This window comes from Gordonia iterans, assembly GCF_002993285.1.
GTDB classification, from domain to species: domain Bacteria; phylum Actinomycetota; class Actinomycetes; order Mycobacteriales; family Mycobacteriaceae; genus Gordonia; species Gordonia iterans.
This window is the reverse complement of record NZ_CP027433.1, coordinates 1,012,789-1,031,448: the sequence shown is the minus strand read 5'-3', so window position 1 is coordinate 1,031,448 and position 18,660 is coordinate 1,012,789. Positions and strand designations below refer to the sequence as shown.

Here is an 18,660-nt window from a genome sequence, read left to right as displayed (position 1 = left end):
CTGCATCACGCCTTAAACTCATCCCCATGACCGCTTCGCAGATCACCCTGCCCGCCGAGCTCCTGCCCACCGACGGCCGATTCGGCTGCGGACCGTCCAAGGTCCGTCCCGAACAGCTCCAGTTCCTGGTGGACACCGGCGCCTCGGTCTTCGGTACCAGCCATCGTCAGGCCCCCGTCAAGAACGTCGTCGGCGACATCCGCGCCGGTCTGACCGAACTCTTCTCGCTGCCCGACGGCTACGAGGTGGTCCTCTCCAACGGCGGCACCACCGCGTTCTGGGACGCCGCCGCCTTCGGACTGGTGCGCAACCGGGCGCTGAACCTGACCTACGGCGAGTTCTCCGCCAAGTTCGCCGCCGTCACCAAGAAGGCGCCGTGGCTGGCCGACCCGAAGGTGATCTCCACCGATCCGGGCACCGCGCCGGACCCGGCCGCGATCACCGCCGACGACGCCGAAGGCGTCGACCTGATCGGCTGGGCGCAGAACGAGACCTCGACCGGTGTCGCCGTGCCCGTGCTCCGTCCCGAGGCCGCCGGTGACGCGCTGGTCGCCATCGACGCCACCTCCGGTGCCGGCGGTCTACCCGTCGACGTCAGCGCCACCGACGTCTACTACTTCGCTCCGCAGAAGTGCTTCGCCGCCGACGGCGGAATCTGGGTCGCGATCATGAGCCCGGCCGCCCTGGAGCGGGTCGCCGAGATCGCCGCGACCGACCGCTACATCCCCGAGTTCCTCTCGCTCAAGACCGCGGTGGAAAACAGCCCGAAGGACCAGACCTACAACACACCGGCCGTCGGCTCGCTGCTGCTGTTCAAGAACCAGATCGACTGGATGAACGCGAACGGCGGCCTGGAGTGGTGCGTCGCGCGGACCGCCGACTCCAGCTCGCGCCTGTACAGCTGGGCGGAGTCCAGCGCATTCGCGACGCCGTTCGCCGACGAAGCCCACCGCAGCCAGGTGGTCGGCACCATCGACTTCAACGACGACGTCGACGCCGCCGCCATCGCGAAGACCCTGCGCGCCAACGGGATCGTCGACACCGAGCCGTACCGCAAGCTGGGCCGGAACCAGCTCCGCATCGGCATGTTCCCGGCCATCGAGCCGGCTGACGTCACCACGCTGACGCAGGCGATCGACTACATCGTCGAGCGCCTCTAAGAGCTGCCCGGCGGACCATCGGCACTGATCAGCCATCCCTCGCCGGGCGGCTGATCAGTGCTTTTGCCGCGTGTCCACCCGGTCGTCGCCCTCGGCTGCGTTAGGGTGGTCGATGAGCCGCACGCCGAGGCGAGGAGGATCGAATGCGCGATCTCGAGGTGCTGCGTGTCGAGTCCGACGGTCAATACGTGATCTGCATCGACCGGGAGACCGACGAGCATTTCCGCCTCCGCGCCGACGACGCCCTGCGCGCGGCCGCCCGCGGCGACACCACTGAACTCGGTCAGATGCCGGTCGCCGGTGATGCCGCCCTGCGTCCCCGCGAGATCCAGGCCAGGATCCGGGCCGGCGCCTCCGTCGACGAGCTCGCCGAGATCGCCGGAGTGAGCGCCGCGAAGATCAACCGCTACGCCCACCCGGTGCTGCTGGAGCGGGCCCGCGCCGCCGAACTCGCCCGCGCCTCCCACCCGATGGGAATGGACGGCCCGGTGCTCGCCACGCTCGGCGAGCTCGTCGCCGAATGCCTGGTGCTGCGCGGCGACGTCCCGGCCGATGCGCGCTGGGACGCGTGGAAGGCCCCCGACGGCCAATGGGTGGTCCAGGTGTCGCTGCACGAGGGCAGCACCGAGCACTTCGCCCACTGGCGCTTCCATCCGGGGAGTCACGGCGGCACCGCCGATCCGATCGACGAGCTCGCCGTCGAACTGACCGATCCCGAGCTCGCCCGCGCCGCGCGCCGGAACCGGCTGGCCGCGGTGCCCCGGCAGCCCGCCCAGGCGCCGCGCCGGGAGTCTCGACCGGACGGCCACGCCGAGGTGACCGTCGACGCCGACGCGCTGATGGCGCGGCAGACCCAGCCACGCCGCCCGCAGCCGCCGCTCGCCGACGTCCTGGACCTGCAGTACTCGACCCCGCCCGCCGAGAAGGCACCTGTCGCGGCACCGCCTGCCGCGGCACCGCCTGCCGAGGCACCGGCCGCCCCCGCCGCGACGGAATCGGCACCCGCCGAGCCGGTGTCAGACTCCGGGCCCGCCCCGGACGCCGAGGCCGGCCCGGAAGGATCGGGGCAGACCGCTGTTCCGACACCGGGCGATCTCGCCAAGCGCGGCCGTCCGGCCACTCCGCCGCCCGCCGAGAAGGACTCCGCGCGCAGCGGCTCGCGACATCGCGCCAAGCGCGGCAAGCCCGCCGTGCCGACGTGGGAAGACGTCCTGCTCGGCGTCCGCTCCCACGAGGACTGAGTCCACCCGCCAGGAGGGCAGTCAGCGAGAACGCTCGTAAAAGGCAAGGGCCGCGGCGGTGGCGACGTTCAGGGAGTCGGTGCCCCGGCTCATCGGTATGCGGGCGCGCACATCGCATCGCCGCATGGTGTGCTCGACCAGGCCGGGGCCTTCCGCGCCGACCAGGAAGCCGACCTTCTCCGCCGACACCGCCTCGGAAAGCGGGACCGAGCCCTCCCCCGGGGTGAGCGCCACCAGCGAGAAGCCCGCGTCTTTCAGCAGGCCCAGGTCGGCGGGCCATGCCTCGTACTTGGCGAACGGCACCAGCAGCACGTGACCCATGGAGACGCGGATGCTCCTGCGGTACAACGGATCTGCGCACCCGGCCCCGAAGATCACCGCGTCCACGCCGAGACCCGCCGCGTTGCGGAAGATGCTGCCGATGTTCTCGTGGTCGTTGACGCCCTCGAGGATCGCCACGGTTCGTGCCTGCGCCACCACGTCCGCCACCGACAACGGCGCGGGGCGGCGCGCAGCACCCAGCACCCCGCGGTTCAGGTGGAAGCCCACGATCTGGGCCATCACCTCGGCCGATGCCCGGAAGAAGGGCACACCGTCCAGGGCGGGTGCGGCCAGATCCGCTGACAGTTCGCGCAGCCGCTTGTCGACGCCGAGGAAGGCGTGCGGGGCGAACCGGGATGCGATCATCCGCTGAACCACGGTGACGCCCTCCGCGATCACCAGACCCTTGCCCTTGCGACCGCCGGGAAGCGCGGGCAGATCGGGTCGGCGGTCCACCGAGTTGAGATCGCGGAAGTCGTCGACCCGGGGATCCTCCGGATCGGTGATGTCGACGACGTCGAACCCGCCGATACGCTCGCGACTCGTCCCTCCAGGCTGCTGCACGCTGACTACCGTGACACATCGGATGCGTCGGGCCCAAAGCGGTTTGGCAGACTCGATGCGGTGACCAGCGAACGCGACCTCCTGTCCCCGCGCCGTGCCGTCGATGCCGACTGGCACGACATCATCGCCGTCGATGCCCGTAGCTTCGCGCTCCCCGCACCGCTCCCCGACGCCGAGATCGCCGAGTTCCGCAGCCAGGTAGACCAGGCCTACGTGGTCCGCGACGGCGACTGTCTGGTCGCCGTGTCGCTGTATCACGCGCTGCCGCTCACCGTGCCCGGCGGCGCGGTGCTGCCGACCGCGGGCCTGTCCTGGGTCTCGGTCGCGGCGACGCATCGTCGTCGGGGTCTGCTGCGGCGGATGCTTCAGACCCAGTTCGCCGACTGGCGTGCGGCCGGCCTGCCGCTGGCCACGCTCACGGCATCCGAGGGCGGCATCTACGAGCGCTTCGGGTTCGGCCCGGCGTGCTTCGCGGACAGCGTGACGATCGACCCGGGTTCGGTCGTGTGGCGCTCGGAGGCGCCCGCCGACTCGCGGGTCCGCTACGGCACCCCCGAGACGATCGCCGAGCGGGTGCCGGCCCTGCACGACCGTTGGGCTGCCACCCGGTGCGGCGCGATCCACCGCCCGGCGACCTGGTGGCCGACGATCCTAGCCGACCGCGGCTTCCGCCGGAACTCGCAGACCTCCGGGCTGCACTACCTGTTGCACGACGACGGATACGCCGCCTACCGGCTCGACGCCCGCGAGATGAGCGCGACGGTCGAGGAGTTCTTCGCCGTCACCGAGCAGGCGCACACCGACCTCTGGCGGGTGCTGACCGGACTGGACCTGGTCACCTCGATCGCTGCGACGCTGCCGGTGGACGATCCGCTCGGAGCCAAGCTCCGCAACGCGCGCGCCGTGCGCAGCACGGGGCGCAGCGACAAACTGTGGGTCACCCTCCTGGACGTGGCGCAGGCCCTGGAGAGCCGCGCCTACGACGTCGATGCCCGCGTCACGCTGCGCGTGTCCGACGACTGGTCCGATCGCGCCGGCGACTATCTGCTCGACGTGACCGACGGCACCGGAACCGTCGCCCGGGGCGCGGCACCCGTGGACGGCGAGCCGCTCGCCCGAGTGAGCGTCGCCGACCTGTCGTCGATCTACTCCGGCGGGGTGAGCGCGCGGACCCTCGCCGCGGCCGGACGCATCGTCGTCGACTCGGCCGGCACCCTCGACCTTCTCGACGCCCTCTTCACGACCCGCGAGGCACCGTTTGCCGGCACGTTCTTCTAGGAGAGCGTTTCGGGACGGCGCAGACCGGGCCGATCAGCCGATCAGCGTCGAAATGGGACCGCGCGCGAAGTAGAGCGCGAACAGAATCGCCACCACCCACAGCAGCGGGTGGACGGTGCGCCACTTGCCGCGCGCCGAGGCCAGCACCACCCAGCTGATGAAGCCGACGCCGATGCCGTTGGCGATCGAGTACGTGAACGGCATCACCATGATGGTCAGGAACGCCGGGAGCGCGTACTCGAAGCGGCTGAAATCGATGTCGCGGACCTGCGCCACCATCAGCGCACCCACCACGACCAGCGCGGGCGTCACCGCCTCCATCGGCACCACCTGATACAGCGGGGTGAAGAACATGGCGATCAGGAACAGCAGGCCGGTCACCACGTTGGCCATGCCGGTGCGGGCGCCTTCAGCCACACCGGCAGCCGATTCCACGAAGACCGTGTTCGACGACGCCGATGCACCGCCGCCGACGATCGCGCCGGCGCCCTCGACCACCAGGCCCTTACCGATGCCCGGCAGATTGCCCTTCTCGTCGAGCAGGTCGGCTTCCTTGCCGACCCCGGTCATGGTGCCCATCGCGTCGAAGAAGTTCGAGAGCACCAGGGTGAACACGAAGACGCAGGCCATCAGCACGCCCACGTCCGCGAAGGACCCGTTGAACGCCCCGAACAGGTCGACGTCGCCCACCAGAGACAGGTCGGGCAGGCTGCCGAAGCTGTCCGGCGCGCCGGGGACGTTCATCGCCCAGCCGCCGTCGTTCTCGTGCGCGCTGCCGAGCTTCAGGATGCTCTCGACGATCAGCGAGACGATCGTCATCACGATGATGCCGATGAGCAGCGCCCCGGGCACCTTGCGCACCGTCAGCACCCCCATCAGGAGCACCCCGATCGAGAAGATCAGGGTCGGGACGGTGGCGATGGAACCGTCGACGCCCAGCTGGACCGGCGGCCCGCCCTCGGTCCGGGTGACGAAACCGGAGTCGACCAGCCCGATGAACGCGATGAACGCGCCGATGCCGGCCGCGATCGCCGACTTCAGTTCCGCCGGCACCGCGTTGAACACGGCGGTGCGGAAGCCGGTGACACCGAGGATCACGATGATGATGCCGTCGATCACCACCAGACCCATCGCCGCCGGCCAGCTCATGTGCGGAGCGATGGTCACCGCCAGCAGGCTGTTGATCCCCAGCCCGGCGGCGATCGCGAACGGGAAGTTCGCCACCAGGCCCATCAGCAGCGTCATGATGCCGGCGACCAGCGCGGTGACGGCGGCGACCTGCTCGAACGGCAGCACGTTGCCGTTGATGTCGGTGTTGTGGTCCACGCCCGGGATGCCGCCGATGATGATCGGGTTCAGCACCACGATGTAGGCCATCGTGAAGAAGGTGACCAGACCGCCGCGCACCTCGCGGCCGTACGACGAACCGCGCATCCCGATCTTGAAGAACCGGTCCACCGCCCCGCCCGTCGGCCGCTGCGGGGCCCCGGTCACCGCCTCGGTCTGCTTGCTGTCACTCATCGACGACGATCCTCGCTGCTCGTACCCACTCGGAGAAAGCTACCGTAGAGGGCATGCCCGAGCAGACCGGAATCCCCCAGGCGTCGATTCCCGAACTCCCGGCGGCCCTGCGGGCACCGGGACCGGTGATCGTCGTCGGGATGGTGGCGTGGCTGATCGCGACCCTGGTGGTGTGGCTCGCCGACCTCGGCGCCGACCGCGCACTCGCCGTCTGTCTCGTCGGTCTGGGCGTCGGTGTCCTGGGGACGGTGATCGTGCTGGTTCAGAAGTCCGCGGTGCGCCGCGGCAGCAAAGGCGCCCAGGAGGGTCTCGACTAGGGCTTGCTCAGGTGCGTGCCTGCACCCAGCGGACGATCTGGCGATGCATCACCAGGCACACCCCGAGCCAGATCAGCCCGAGGACCCAGCCGAAGATCACGTCCGAGGCCCAGTGCACGCCGAGATACACCCGGGACATCCCGATCACCAGCACCAGCGCCGGCGCGATCAGCAGAATCAGCGGGTTCTCCCGCACCCAGGCGTACAGCCGGTAGCAGATCACCGCGGTCAGACCGTAGATCGCGGTGGACATCATGGCGTGCCCGGACGGAAACGACAGCGAGTCGACGTCGATGAGGCGATCGGCCAGGGGTGGACGCTCCCGCCCGAAGAGCTGTTTCAACAGGAACATCACGAGATACCCGAGCGCTCCGCCGACGGCGATCAACATCGCGAGGTCGATGCGCTCCCCCAGCCACGCCAGCACGAACACACCGATCACCACGAGGGTCAGGGTGAGGCTGTCCCCGAGCACGGTGACCATCTGCCACAGCGAGTTCCACGGCTCGGCGCGAATCGAGACCACCCAGTCCGTGACGGCATGGTCGAAGCCGAACGGCGACAGCATCATGGCGGCGCGCCTCTCTCTCGAGTCGTCGGGAATCGGGTCGTTTCGAACGGCTCGTCCGCGACCGGTGTCCGGGACTACGGTACCGAGAGGTGCAGCATTCCAGCGGAGTCCCGCCACCTCGGCACCGTGAAACGTCGCTCCCCGTCGTCGCCGAACACCGCGACCACCAGAGTGTGATGCACGACGACCGGGCCGCTCAGCTCCCAGCCGGTGGACGCGGCCAGGGCCGTCAGCTCGGCCGAATCCGGATCGCCGGGCCGCCCCTCGGAGACCACGCGGACGGCCGCGGACTCCGACGCCAGCGGCGCGTCGACCAGCGCGGCGAAGGCAGCGGCCCCGCCGGGTTCGGGGTGCGGTCCGGCGAGCACCGCGTTCGCCACGGGCACCACGTGCAGCCACCACGGCTCGTCGACGATCACCGGCCGGTCGGTCACCGTCCCGGCCAGGGTGCGCAGCCGCTCGGGCGGGTCGAGGTCGACGACGCCGAACCTCCCCGAGCGCCGTGCGGCGACCAGTGCGGCGTGCGCCGCGGCCGCGACGCCCGGCGCGATCTGCCGGGCCGGATCGGCGAGGGCAGCGAGCCAGAACGCGGCGTCGTCGGCGTCGTCGGGCCCGGCCCCGGCGAGCAGCGGGCGCAGGTGATCGGCCGCCGGATGGTGCAGCGGATCGAAGAGTCCGCGTCGGCGGTCGTCGGCGGGATGCCGCAGGTGCCGCAGGGCGACCGCCTCGCCCGCGTGCTCGCCGAGTTCGGCGAACCGCCGCAGCCACCAGCCGGTGTAGCCGTCCGGATCGGCGAGTTCGACGACGATCTCCGGGTCGGCGACGAGCAGGTCGAGCGCGGCCGGCCACTGCGCCGGATCGACCAGGTCCAGATCCCGGACCGCGGCGAGCCGCTCCGGCGGGACCTCGAAGGAGTCCCACCACTGTTCCTCGGCGTCCAGCTCGTGGTCGGGCGCGGTGGGCAGTTCGTCGCGCACCAGGGTGAAGCCCCAACCGGCCCCGAGCCGCCGGACGGCCTCGTCTCCGTACGCCTCGACCACGGCCGGATCGACGACCCCGAACGGCGCATCGGAGTAGAGCACCGCGCGCAGCGGACTCCCGGGCATCAGGAGCTCGTCGACCGGACGGAGCTCGCCGGAATCGGCGAGGAGCTCCAGCGCACCGAGCCACGCGGGCAGCCGCGGAGGGTCCGGCGCGAGCGCGAGCAGCCGCAGCACCGAGTCGGCGAGGTCCTCGTGGTCGCCGTCGACGAGTTCCTGTTCGAGCGCCGGATGGTTCAGCGCGTCGGCGACGGACAGGTGCTCCAGCCCGAGCCGGTCGAGCAGCGGGTGATAGGCCTCCGGGTCGATCGCCGGGATCCAGTCGAGCCGGATCGACTCCCCCGGCGGAAGTCCGGTCAGGGCGTCGACGACGAACAGTCCGCGCACCCCGCGCTGCGTGCGGCCCGACGTGCCCGGCGACTCGTCCGCGCGAGGCACCGGGAGCGCACCCAGCTCGTCGAGCAGCTCGGGGGTGACCGCGAGCGCGTCGAGAGCCGCGTAGAGCCGCGCCCACCAGCGCGGTTCCCGCTCGATTCCGGAGAGCAGATCGGCGACGTCGGCCAGACTCACCTCGTGTGCCCCCAGCCGCCGCAGGACGCGGGCGGCCTCCCCCTCGCTCAGCGCCGGGTGCACCAGACCGTCGATCACCTCCCCGAGGAGGTCCGCCAGGCTCGCGGTGAGGCCGCGCAGCAGCCGGACGCGTGACGGAGCCTGATCCGGTGCCGCGGGTCCCGCGACGGGCACCCACCGGGCCGCCGCCAGATCGGCGAGGATCGCCGCCCGGAGCTCCGCGTCCTCGGGGCCGGCGGCGAACGCGGGCGCCGGCACCAGCAGGTGACGCTGATCCGCGGGGGCCTGCGCCACCAGGTCGGCGTACCCGGCTGCCGCGGTGCTCAGCTGAGCGTCGGGATGGAGTTCGCGTCGGTCGGGAGTGAGGGGCAGACGGGTGATCAGCCGGGCGGGCAGGGACAGCGGGATCTGTGTCGGAGTGGGACTGCGCAACACATCCCCCTCGAGCGGTCGCACGCGGCCGTCGCGGAGTGGGACCAGCCAGCGATGCTCCCCGGAACAGGCCTGCAGCCACCGCGCGACGACCACGTCAGCGTCGAGGATCTGGATCTGCGCGCCGTCGTCTCGCCGGGTCAGCACCCGCTCCGAACCGGCAGTGTCGCCAGGCACTTCGACAGAGCTCAGCACAGGCACTTCGACGCAGCTCAGCACAGGCACTTCGACAGAGCTCAGCACAGGCACTTCGACAGAGCTCAGCACAGGCACTTCGGCGGAGCTCAGCACAGGCACTTCGACGCAGCTCAGCACAGGCACTTCGAGCAGCAGGTCGGGCACCTCGGCCAGGGCCTGCGCCCACAGCGCGGCCGCCTGCTCCGCACCGCGGACGTGCAGCACCACCTCGGTCGCGAATCCGGATGCCGGGCGTTCGGCCAGCGGCCAGGCCAGACGTTGCGCCGGCGCCGCACGGACCCCGGCGGCAGCGGCGGCGCGGCGCCGGTCGAAGGTGATCGAACCGGATTGGGAAAGCAGGTCCACCCGGTCGGCGAATCCGGTGGCGTGAAATCCGACCCCGAAACGGCCGACCTGCAGTCCAGTGGCCCCGGAGGCGGGAGCGCTGCGCCGTTTGGGAGACACCCGCAGCGCGGTGAGCGCGTGGACGCCTTCGACGGTCAGCGGGGCGCCGGTGTTGGCGACGTGCAGGCGCGGCCCCTCGGCCCAGATCCGGAGTCGCCCGGGCACCCCGGCGGCGGCCGCCGCGTCGGCGGCGTTCGCGGCGAGTTCGGTGAACCAGCGGTCGCGGTACCCGATGTCCAGAAGATCCGCTTCGGCGGCCAGATCCTCGGCGAGACGGGTCGGAGAGTCGCGCCAGGCGGCCAGGGTGGCGGCGCGCAGCGCGACCGTCCCGAACGGGTCCGGCCCGCAGTCCGGGTATTCGGCGCCGTCGGTCAGGACACGCTCGCCGCGGCGTCGTTCTGGACGATCTCCACCGCACCGTCGTCGTATGCGTCGTAGGCGGGACTGCCCTCGCCGCCGGGCGGCATCGGGGTGTCGGCGTGGGCGCCGCACCCGTAGCCCGCCGACACCACGTGTCCGTCGGCGGCGAACTCGTTGGCGCAGACCCCGAACGCGCCGTGCAGCGCGCCCGCGAGCGGAAGGTAGAAGCCGCAGCTCGCACAGGTGTGCCGAGCGCTGCGGGCCATCGGCGAATCCGGGCCGTACTCGCCGTCGTACCACCGTTGTGCGGCCTGCGCCCGCCCCTCGTAGGAGAGCAGACGATCGCGCCCCAGGCCGATCTCGCCGAAGACCTGACCCACCTGATCCCGATCGATCGGGTCGACGTCGAGCGTGTCGATGTGCCCGGGCACCAGCCGCGGATCGTCCGGCGGCGACGCCAGCAGATCACCCGGACCGAGGTCGCCCTGGGCGATCCGGTCGGTCCAGGGCACCCATGCCGGCGCGAGCAACGCTCCGTCACCGGGCAGCAGCGCGACCTCGGAGACCGTCGGCCCGTCGGCGCCCGGCGCACCCGCCAGCACCACGCACCACTGCCAACCGACGTAGCCGGGGACCTGCGCCGCGAAATAGTGCGCGACCGCCCACTCGCCCTCGGACCGCGCGCCGAGGTGGGCGCCGGGGTCCTCACCCTCGGCCACCAGCGCGTCCCGCGCGATCTGCTCCGCCTGTTCCAACAGCTCGGTCTGCGCTGCCCGGTCCGTCTGCACTGCCGCATTCACCCTCTCAGTGTGCATCACCGCGACCGCCGAACGCACCTTCGGCGACGCGGTACCCGCCCATCCGACGCCGTCGGCGGTCGATAGGGAAGAATCGTTGTCGTGGCTCCCCGACCTCCGTACGACGACTCCGGCACCCCGCCGCACCGTCCTGCGCACCCTCGACGGACGCCGCCTCCCCCGGTGCCGCCCGCTCACCCCGGCCAGGACAATTACCCGCCCGATCCGCCGATCCGGAACCGGCGGCGTGATGCGGCCAGCGGCGCCTACCTCCCCTCGCGCACGCACAATCCGCATCTGCCGCCGCTCTCGGACGCAGAGACCGACGCCTTCGATCCTTCGACGGGCTCAGGCGGCGGCGGAGGCAGGAGCTCAGGCGGCGGCGGCAGGAGCTCAGGCGGCGGACACAGGGGCTCGGGCGGACGCACCTCCCGGGGAGGCACCACGAAGGCCTGGACGACAGCGAGCGAGACCGGTGCCGGTGCCGGTGCCGAGTACCTACCGCCGGAGAAGGTGACCGTCGTCCGCGTGATGGCGCGACGATCCCGCTACTTCGCCGGGCGCGGCGCGGCGTTCGTGCACCGCGCGGCCACCGCCGACGGCGCCGACCGCTCGGGACTCACCGCCCTGACCATGCCGGTGGTGATCAACAACGCCGTCGACGCCGCGATGGCGGTGGCGCTGGCGAACACCCTGTTCTTCGCGGCCGCCACCGGCGACTCCAAGGTCAACGTCGGCCTGTACCTGCTGCTGACGATCGCCCCGTTCGCGGTGATCGCGCCGCTGATCGGACCGCTGCTGGACAGACTTCAGCACGGCCGCCGCATCGCCATGGCCTCCACGTTCGGGCTCCGCGCCGTGCTCGCACTGCTCATCATCGTCAACTCCTCGTGGGATGCCGACACCGGCCAGCTCACCTACAAGCCGTGGATCCTGTATCCCTGCGCCCTCGGGCTGCTCGTGCTGTCCAAGTCCTTCGGCGTGCTCAAGTCCGCCGTCGCCCCGCGCGTGCTGCCGCCGACGATCGACCTGGTGCGGGTGAACTCCCGGCTGACGATGTTCGGCCTGATCTTCGGCACCGTCGTCGCCGGCGGCCTGGCCGCCCTGATCGAAATGATCCTCGGTTCCTGGCTGCCGTTCCACATTCCGGGCGCGATGGTGTTCCTCTGCCTGCTGGCGCTCGCCGGCGCCTACTTCTGCATGAAGATCCCATCCTGGGTCGAGGTGACCGAGGGCGAGGTCCCCACCACCATCACCTACCGCGACGACGCCGCCCACTCCTCGGTTCCGGCGGCCGCGGAGGGTACGTCGTCCCGCAGCGCCCGGGCGATCTCGGCCAAGCTCGCCGCCACCATGCGCCAGCCGTTGGGCCGGGCCGTCGTGACCGGTCTGTGGGGCAACGGAACCATCCGGATCCTGACCGGGTTCTTGACCCTGTATGTGGCCTTCTACGCACGCGCCCAGGACGCCGACGGATTCCAGCAACTGCTGATGCTCGGCGCCGTCGGCGCGGGAGCCGGTGTGGGCAACGCCGCGGGCAACGCGGTCGGCACTCGCCTGCAACTCTCCCGCCCACCGCGCATCGTCGTGATGTGCGCGATCGCCGCCACCGTCGCCGCGGCCCTGTCCGCTCTGTTCGGCACCCTTCTGATGGTGGTCGTCGCCGCGGTCGTCGCCGCGGGCGTCAGCGCGATCGCCAAGGTCTGCCTCGACTCGACGATCCAGGACGGCCTGCCCGAACAGTCCCGCGCCTCCGCGTTCGGCAGGTCGGAGACGGTGCTCCAGCTGTGCTGGGTGCTGGGCGCGAGCCTCGGCGTGGTGCTGCCGACCACGCTGTGGATCGGCTTCACCGTGATCGCGGTGCTGATGGGCTTCGGCCTGGCCCAGACCGTGCTGACCAGCCGGGGCGCCACCCTGGTACCCGGGGTCGGCGGGCGCCGGCCCACCGACCCGGCGCCGACTTCGCCCCTGACCGTGCAGACGCCGGCAGCAGAGAGGACGACCCCGGCTCCCACCCGGAGAACCGCCGCGGTCGAGCACGACAGCCCGTCGGGACGGCCCACCCGTCCGCAGCAGACCGCGCGTCCGGCCGACCAGCCCCGCCGGCCGAGAACCCGATAAGCGAAGGAGTCCCTTGTCCCTCCAGCCCTCCGACAAGAAGACCCTGGCGATCACGGCGACCGTGGTCGTCGTGGCGGCCGCGATCGTCACCGTGGCCACCACCCTGCTGGTGCGGAGCACCCCGCATGCCGATCCGCAGGTCTCGGTGGCCGCGGGTCCGCACTACGCACAGATTGCCCCGACCTACTTCTGCGACGTGAAGATGGCGGACTGTCGGCCGCGCTTCCTGAGCAACGAGGAGATCGCACAGCTGCCGCAGTCGCAGTTCCCCGTCGAGACCGGCCAGTCGCTCACCCTGTCGGTCCCCGAGGACATCGCCTCGGGACCGTGGGAGCTCACCGCGATCTACGCCACACCGGCCGGAATCGTGCCGAAGCAGTGGTGGCACCGATCCGGAACCACCTACACGCAGGTGCTCGAGTCGACGCCGGAGCGCACGCTCCTCGGCATCGAGATCAAGCCCGCATCGGCGGTGCTCATCGACGCACCCGACGGGGTGGAGTCAGGCCAGGGCGAGTTCTTGTTCCGCGGCCACTACTCGGTGGCCACGGCCCCGGTCGGCTACCCGGGACCGGCCAATCGCACCGAACTGCCCGTCGAACGCGGCTGAGACCGGGCGTCGACCGGGTGGGGAACCGTCTCAGCGGTCCAGTTCGCGGGTCACCGCGCGTACAACCTCGGAGATCCGCCGGGCCGTCTTGCGGTCCGGGTACCGACCGTTGCGCAGATCCGGCTGCACCTTGCCTTCCAGCAGAGTGATGAGGTCCGCGATCAGGCCGTGCAGTTCGTCGGGGGTGTGCCGTTTGGCGGCAGTGCGCTGACTCTCCCGGACGTTCTGGGCCACGCTCGGAGCGTCGGAGAGCACCGACACCCGCAACGCCTGCGGTCCACGCCGGCCCGCCGCCATGTCGAACTCCACGCGCTGACCGGCCTTGAGCCCGTCCACCTCGGCGGGCAGGGCGGAGGCGCGGACGTAGACGTCCTCGCCCTCCTCCTGCGACAGGAACCCGAAGCCCTTCTCGGAGTCGTACCACTTCACCCGACCGGTCGGCACTCTGCTCACCTTCACACTTGTTCGTCGTCGCCCGCGGGCGAGGAGATCCCATGGGAATGCGCCCGGCCCCGACCGGGAGAGGTCTCCCGGGAGAGCCACAGGCGCACTTCGCCTGATGTTACGCGCCCGGCTACCGTGGTGGCCATGCAGACCCAGAAGTCGTCGGCGCTGCTCCCGGCAGCGGTGATCATGGTCCTCGTCGGCGCCGTGGCGAGCATCGCGCTGATCATTCCGGCGGTCCGCGAATCTTCTCAGCTCCTGGTGGTGATCACCTACCTGCTGGCCATGCTCGCTCCGCTCGGCCTGCTGCTGGCGGTCGTGTCCGCCGTGCTGTCCGGGCGCCGCAACCGATGACCCCGCCGCTCGCTCCCGCCGACGATGCGGCCGCGCTGAAGCAGGCGTACAGCTGCTTCCCGTCCGGGGTGGTGGCGGTCTGCCGGCGGGTGAACGACGGCGCGCACGGTCTCGTCGGCATGTCCGCCAGCGCGTTCACCACGGTCTCGCTGGACCCGCCGCTGGTGTCGGTGTGCGTGCGCCGGGAGTCCGAGACCTGGCCGTCCCTGCGGGAAGCCGGCGAGCTGGGCGTCAGCGTCTTCTCCGCCGACCAGGCCGGGCTGTGCCGCAGGCTCGCCGGGCCGACCGCGGACCGGTTCGCCGGATGGACCCCCATCGTGCAGCCGCGGGGCGCGGCTTTCGTCCCCGGCGCCACCGCGCATCTGTCCTGTTCGGTGGCCGGCGAGGTCCCGGCGGGTGACCACGTCGTCGTACTGCTGCGCATCGAAGCGCTGCGCAGCGACCCCTCCGTCGAACCGCTGGTGTTCCATGCCAGCACCTTCCGCGCGCTGGAGGCGCGGCGCGCACTCGACTCGTGACGCCGCGTGTGCCAGATCTCAATCTAGCCGTGACCTTTGTCACATAACGGTCGGATAACGAACCGGCTACGGGATGACCCTCAGTGGCCGGACCTGCGGCAACGGCGATACGCGGCGCAATGCCCCGCATCCAGGGGGAAAACCCTGGTTTTCGGTTGGGGTGACTCACCCGAACGGATTACGTAGTCTTCAATCCGGTCGGCCCTGCGGCCACCGACAAATCAATATCCCGGTGGTCGCGCCCAGCCTCGTTCCGCCACCGGGGACACCGAACCAGACAGTTCAGGAACGAGGGCGGGGGACCCACCATCCACCGGATACCGGCGCAGGTCGTCAGGCCTGCGCCTTGGGGTTTAGTCCGGCCGGCGGACGCAAGTCCGCCGACGGGCCGAGCACCTCTCGCTCGAACCCGACAGCTTACTTCGCAGGCGCGTGGAGAGAGGAAGCACACCCCATGGCACGTCACGCCAAGACGACGAACAGCACCACCAAGACCTTCGCCAAGGTCGCCCTGACCACCGCCGTCATCGGCGGCGGCGCCGCCCTGATGGGCGCCGGCAACTCCGCCGCGGCGACCGACGCCGAATGGGATCGGGTCGCGCAGTGCGAGTCCGGCGGCAACTGGTCGATCAACACCGGCAACGGCTACCACGGCGGCCTGCAGTTCAGCCCGAGCACCTGGACCAGCCACGGCGGCGGCCAGTTCGCCCCGTACGCGCACCAGGCTTCCAAGGCCGAGCAGATCTACGTCGCCGAGAAGGTCCTGGCCAGCCAGGGCAAGGGCGCGTGGCCGACCTGCGGCACCGCGCTCTCGGGCCCGACGCAGCGTGCGCACCCGGGCAAGCCCAGCATCAAGAACCCGTTCAAGAAGCAGGAGCAGGCCCCGCAGGCCGGCGCCGCCAAGGACAGCGACGAGGCCATCTCGCAGGCCAAGAAGAGCGCCACCCCGGAGATCCGCGGCGCCGCCGAGGCCGCCGAGAAGCACGGCTTCAAGCTGGACCAGGGTCAGCTGGACCTCTTCAACCAGAACAAGGGCCTCCTGGGCATCCACTGATCCAGGCGAGCACCCGAGCGCTTTTCGAGAGCCCCGCACCGACTGTTCGGCGCGGGGCTCTCGCGCATCCGCCGCCTCGCCCTGCGCGCCGCCCGAGGCGACGGCGAATACGAAGGACCCCGCATCGCATCGATGCGGGGTCCTTCCCGTCCGGGCGTGCGCGCCGAGCGGCGCGCGGCGTCACCGGTTGACGACGGTGTGCGGTTGGATGAACGGCAGTTCGCTCGCCGGGACCGGGAAAGTGGTCTCGTTGCCGAAGGGCGAGAGGGCACCGGCGAGGTGCGAGGTGAACTCGGTCACCGCGTGGTCCTCGACGTCGATGTCCGGCCAACCGTTGTCCCTGTACACATTCTTCTTAGCCACGAGCCACATTCTGCCATGCCCGCCGCGGAACCTTTCGGCAAGCTCGCGATTCGCCTCCCGGTGCAGGCAAGTAGAATCTGCCGGGTGACTCCGGACCGCCCCCTGCGCGGCCTGGCCGAGACTCTGGCCGACCGTTCCGACGAGCAGTTGACCCGACTGCTGGCCGCACGACCGGATCTGGCTTCCCCTCCCCCGCGCGGCTCGGCGATCCTCGCTCACCGCGCTCTGTCGGCGTCCTCGCTCTCGCTGGCCGGTGACGACCTGGACCTGGCCGGGGTGGCGGTGCTCGAGGCGTTTCTCGACGCCGGGGACGGGAACAGCAGGCACGACCTGATCGGACCCGTCACCCGCGAGGACGTCGTCGCGCGGCTCGGTCGCCGGCTCAAGCGCGCCGAGGTGGATGCGCGGCTGAGCGAGTTCGAGGCCCGCGGCCTGATCTGGGATTCCGGCGCCGGCACCGGGAAGAAGACCGCATGGGTCGCGGGAATCCACCTGAGCGCCGCACTGCCGTGGCGCGGCCACCAGTTGCTCGGGCCGCTGGCGACCGCCGCACCGGACGAGATCCGCGCCCTGCTCGACGGCCTCGACGAACGCCCCCGCGAACTCCTCGCCACACTGGCCGCGGGCCCGCCGCTCGGCCGCAGCCGCGATGCCGCGCCCGATGCCGATCCGGCGGCCCCCGTCCCGCGACTGCTCGCGGCGGGACTGCTGCTCCGGATCGACGAGCAGACCGTGGAACTCACGCCGATGGCCGGACAGCTGCTGCGCGGGGAACCCGCCCTGGAGACCGCATCGCTGGCCGCGCCCGCACTGAGCGCCGGATCCGGACGGTTCAGCGCCGGCGACGTGGATGCCGCGGGCGCCGGTGAGGCCCTGGAACTGCTGCGGCACGCCGCCGAGTTGCTCGACGTCCTCGGCCGCACGCCGGCCGCGACCCTCAAGTCCGGCGGACTCGGTGTGCGCGAACTCCGCCGGCTGGCCAAAGCGACCGGCCTGACCGTGACCCGCGTCGGCCTGCTGGTCGAGGTCCTCGCGGCGCATCGCCTGGTGGACGCGGGGCTGCCCGACCCCGAACCCGCCGACTGGAACGGCGAAGAGGCCTTCGCACCCACCGCGGCTGTCGACGCGTGGCTGCACACCACGCCCGAACGTCGGTGGTACTCGCTGGCCGCCGCCTGGCTGGACGTGCCCCGGCGTCCCTGGCAGATCGGCGATACAGACCGGGACGGCAACACTTTAGCGGCCCTGTCCAGCGACTTGTTCGACGCGTCGGCGCCGCTGACCCGCAGGCAGGTGCTCGCCCCGTTGCTCGACGTCCCGCCTGCCGCGCCCGTCGAGGTCGATGCGCTCGCCGCCACGCTCGCCTGGCGTCACCCGCGCCAGCTGCGCCGGTGGACCAGGCGGTTCGTCGGCGAGACCCTGCGCGAGGCGCGTGAGCTCGGAATGGTCGCCCACGGCTGCCTCACCGGGCCCGCCCGGCTGCTGCTGCAGTCCGGGCCGGACGACGAGGCGGATGCCGCCGCGGTGCTCGCGGCGATGAACCGCGCACTGCCGGTTCCGGTCGATCACTTCCTGGTGCAGGCCGATCTGACGCTGATGGTGCCCGGACCGATGACGCCGGACCTGGCCGAGCAGGTCACGGCGATCGCCGATCTGGAGTCCGGCGGCGCGGCGTCGGTATACCGGATCAGCGAAGACAGTCTGCGGCGCGCCCTGGACACCGGGCGGTCCGGTTCGGAGATCGTCGCCTTGCTGGAGAGCCGGTCCCGGACTCCGGTCCCGCAGTCGCTGACCTACCTGGTGGAGGACGTCGCCCGGCGGCACGGCAGCCTGCGGGTGGGCGTGGCGTCGTCGTTCGTCCGCTGTGAGGATCCGGCCCTGCTGGCCGCTGTCCTTTCCAGCGACGCCGCGGCCGAGGTCTCACTGCGGGCACTGGCCTCGACGGTGGCCGTGTCGCCCGCCGCGCTGCGCGAGGTGGTCGAGGCGCTCCGCCGGCACGGCTTCGCGCCGGCCGGCGAGGATTCCACCGGAACGCTGGTGGATCTGCGCAGTCGCGGCAGCCGGGTCCCCGTCCGCGCCGCGACCGTGCGTCCCCGATCTCGCCGCGCGCGGATCGCACCCGGTCAGTTGGAGACCGTGGTGTCCCGGCTGCGCGCCGCCGACCGCGCCGAGGAGGCGCCGCGCGGACAGGTGCGCGTCTCCGGCGGCGGCGAGAGCGCCTCGGCCCTGATTCAGCTCGCACTGCGGACCGGCCGCCCGGTGCGGCTGGGCTATGTGGATGCGCACGGCGCCGCCAGCCGGCACGTCGTCCGCCCGCGCGCGCTGCACGCCGGACATCTGCTCGGCGCCACCGATGCCGACCCCGACGCGCGGTTCTCCCTGCACCGGATCACCAACCTCGAGCTCCTCTGACGCACCCCTGGTGGCAGGGAACTCCCGGGC

General features: G+C 71.4%; 17 protein-coding genes and 1 riboswitch. Of the genes, 10 read left to right on the top strand and 7 right to left on the bottom strand.

Annotation, left to right across the window (positions count from 1 at the left end; all coding sequences use genetic code 11):
• Window positions 1–26: 26 nt before the first annotated feature.
• On the top strand, window positions 27–1,160 hold the full coding sequence (gene serC / locus C6V83_RS04775) for a phosphoserine transaminase (RefSeq protein WP_105941427.1): 1,134 nt from the start codon (window positions 27–29) through the stop codon (window positions 1,158–1,160).
• A gap of 143 nt (window positions 1,161–1,303) precedes the next feature.
• The gene (sepH, locus tag C6V83_RS04770) at window positions 1,304–2,401 is read left to right on the top strand and encodes a septation protein SepH (RefSeq protein ID WP_105941426.1); all 1,098 of its coding nucleotides are present in this window, start codon (window positions 1,304–1,306) and stop codon (window positions 2,399–2,401) included.
• Between the two features lie 21 nt (window positions 2,402–2,422).
• On the opposite strand, the gene C6V83_RS04765 is transcribed toward sepH, so the two are convergent.
• Entirely contained in the window at window positions 2,423–3,286 is an 864-nt protein-coding gene (locus tag C6V83_RS04765) for a TrmH family RNA methyltransferase (RefSeq protein ID WP_234353860.1), read from the bottom strand.
• Between the two features lie 60 nt (window positions 3,287–3,346).
• Between C6V83_RS04765 and C6V83_RS04760 the strand changes: the two genes are divergently transcribed.
• Window positions 3,347–4,564 (top strand): GNAT family N-acetyltransferase, encoded by a 1,218-nt coding sequence (locus C6V83_RS04760; RefSeq protein WP_105941425.1) that lies wholly within the window; start codon window positions 3,347–3,349, stop codon window positions 4,562–4,564.
• A 33-nt stretch (window positions 4,565–4,597) separates the two neighbouring features.
• On the opposite strand, the gene C6V83_RS04755 is transcribed toward C6V83_RS04760, so the two are convergent.
• Window positions 4,598–6,085, bottom strand: coding sequence for an NCS2 family permease (locus tag C6V83_RS04755; protein WP_105941424.1), 1,488 nt, complete (start codon window positions 6,083–6,085; stop codon window positions 4,598–4,600).
• 53 nt (window positions 6,086–6,138) lie between these two features.
• On the opposite strand from C6V83_RS04755, the gene C6V83_RS04750 reads away from it, so the two are divergent.
• On the top strand, window positions 6,139–6,402 hold the full coding sequence (locus C6V83_RS04750; RefSeq protein WP_105941423.1) for a DUF2530 domain-containing protein: 264 nt from the start codon (window positions 6,139–6,141) through the stop codon (window positions 6,400–6,402).
• A 7-nt stretch (window positions 6,403–6,409) separates the two neighbouring features.
• Here C6V83_RS04750 and C6V83_RS04745 read toward each other — a convergent pair whose 3' ends face one another.
• The 3 genes from C6V83_RS04745 to C6V83_RS04735 all read right to left on the bottom strand — a co-directional run bounded on the left by C6V83_RS04745 (window position 6,410) and on the right by C6V83_RS04735 (window position 10,772).
• A complete protein-coding gene (locus C6V83_RS04745; RefSeq protein ID WP_105941422.1) occupies window positions 6,410–6,973 on the bottom strand; it encodes a phosphatase PAP2 family protein in 564 nt (187 codons plus the stop codon).
• Between the two features lie 74 nt (window positions 6,974–7,047).
• Window positions 7,048–9,900 carry a sacsin N-terminal ATP-binding-like domain-containing protein gene (locus C6V83_RS04740; RefSeq protein WP_234353950.1) on the bottom strand — a complete coding sequence of 951 codons (2,853 nt, stop codon included), beginning with the start codon at window positions 9,898–9,900 and terminating at the stop codon, window positions 7,048–7,050.
• Between the two features lie 68 nt (window positions 9,901–9,968).
• Complete coding sequence (locus tag C6V83_RS04735) at window positions 9,969–10,772, bottom strand: DUF3027 domain-containing protein (protein ID WP_105943721.1); 804 nt, start codon at window positions 10,770–10,772, stop codon at window positions 9,969–9,971.
• An 84-nt stretch (window positions 10,773–10,856) separates the two neighbouring features.
• On the opposite strand from C6V83_RS04735, the gene C6V83_RS04730 reads away from it, so the two are divergent.
• Entirely contained in the window at window positions 10,857–12,875 is a 2,019-nt protein-coding gene (locus tag C6V83_RS04730) for an MFS transporter (RefSeq protein ID WP_199832588.1), read from the top strand.
• A 13-nt stretch (window positions 12,876–12,888) separates the two neighbouring features.
• Window positions 12,889–13,485 carry a DUF2771 family protein gene (locus C6V83_RS04725; protein WP_105941420.1) on the top strand — a complete coding sequence of 199 codons (597 nt, stop codon included), beginning with the start codon at window positions 12,889–12,891 and terminating at the stop codon, window positions 13,483–13,485.
• A 30-nt stretch (window positions 13,486–13,515) separates the two neighbouring features.
• Here C6V83_RS04725 and C6V83_RS19000 read toward each other — a convergent pair whose 3' ends face one another.
• Window positions 13,516–13,929: a cold-shock protein gene (locus tag C6V83_RS19000; protein ID WP_105943720.1), complete on the bottom strand. Its 414-nt coding sequence runs from the start codon at window positions 13,927–13,929 to the stop codon at window positions 13,516–13,518.
• 144 nt (window positions 13,930–14,073) lie between these two features.
• On the opposite strand from C6V83_RS19000, the gene C6V83_RS04715 reads away from it, so the two are divergent.
• The 3 genes from C6V83_RS04715 to C6V83_RS04705 all read left to right on the top strand — a co-directional run bounded on the left by C6V83_RS04715 (window position 14,074) and on the right by C6V83_RS04705 (window position 15,855).
• Window positions 14,074–14,283 (top strand): hypothetical protein, encoded by a 210-nt coding sequence (locus C6V83_RS04715; RefSeq protein WP_105941419.1) that lies wholly within the window; start codon window positions 14,074–14,076, stop codon window positions 14,281–14,283.
• Window positions 14,280–14,801 (top strand): flavin reductase family protein, encoded by a 522-nt coding sequence (locus tag C6V83_RS04710; protein ID WP_105941418.1) that lies wholly within the window; start codon window positions 14,280–14,282, stop codon window positions 14,799–14,801. Before C6V83_RS04715 ends, C6V83_RS04710 begins: the two co-directional genes overlap by 4 nt.
• A 256-nt stretch (window positions 14,802–15,057) precedes the next feature.
• A riboswitch (cyclic di-AMP (ydaO/yuaA leader) is annotated at window positions 15,058–15,248 on the top strand.
• Between the two features lie 7 nt (window positions 15,249–15,255).
• Window positions 15,256–15,855, top strand: coding sequence for a transglycosylase family protein (locus C6V83_RS04705; protein ID WP_105941417.1), 600 nt, complete (start codon window positions 15,256–15,258; stop codon window positions 15,853–15,855).
• A gap of 180 nt (window positions 15,856–16,035) precedes the next feature.
• Here the strand turns inward: C6V83_RS04705 and C6V83_RS04700 are convergent, their stop codons facing one another.
• A complete protein-coding gene (locus C6V83_RS04700) occupies window positions 16,036–16,227 on the bottom strand; it encodes a hypothetical protein (protein ID WP_105941416.1) in 192 nt (63 codons plus the stop codon).
• A gap of 75 nt (window positions 16,228–16,302) precedes the next feature.
• Between C6V83_RS04700 and C6V83_RS04695 the strand changes: the two genes are divergently transcribed.
• Window positions 16,303–18,630: a helicase-associated domain-containing protein gene (locus C6V83_RS04695; RefSeq protein WP_234353859.1), complete on the top strand. Its 2,328-nt coding sequence runs from the start codon at window positions 16,303–16,305 to the stop codon at window positions 18,628–18,630.
• Window positions 18,631–18,660 lie beyond the last annotated feature (30 nt).

Coding starts and splice junctions, on each gene's coding strand:
- serC (WP_105941427.1), top strand. CDS start 27: ATGACCGCTTCGCAGATCACCCTGCCCGCCGAGCTCCTGCCCACCGAC.
- sepH (WP_105941426.1), top strand. CDS start 1,304: ATGCGCGATCTCGAGGTGCTGCGTGTCGAGTCCGACGGTCAATACGTG.
- C6V83_RS04755 (WP_105941424.1), bottom strand. CDS start 6,085: ATGAGTGACAGCAAGCAGACCGAGGCGGTGACCGGGGCCCCGCAGCGG.
- C6V83_RS04750 (WP_105941423.1), top strand. CDS start 6,139: ATGCCCGAGCAGACCGGAATCCCCCAGGCGTCGATTCCCGAACTCCCG.
- C6V83_RS04745 (WP_105941422.1), bottom strand. CDS start 6,973: ATGATGCTGTCGCCGTTCGGCTTCGACCATGCCGTCACGGACTGGGTG.
- C6V83_RS04735 (WP_105943721.1), bottom strand. CDS start 10,772: ATGCACACTGAGAGGGTGAATGCGGCAGTGCAGACGGACCGGGCAGCG.
- C6V83_RS04715 (WP_105941419.1), top strand. CDS start 14,074: ATGCAGACCCAGAAGTCGTCGGCGCTGCTCCCGGCAGCGGTGATCATG.
- C6V83_RS04710 (WP_105941418.1), top strand. CDS start 14,280: ATGACCCCGCCGCTCGCTCCCGCCGACGATGCGGCCGCGCTGAAGCAG.
- C6V83_RS04705 (WP_105941417.1), top strand. CDS start 15,256: ATGGCACGTCACGCCAAGACGACGAACAGCACCACCAAGACCTTCGCC.
- C6V83_RS04700 (WP_105941416.1), bottom strand. CDS start 16,227: ATGTGGCTCGTGGCTAAGAAGAATGTGTACAGGGACAACGGTTGGCCG.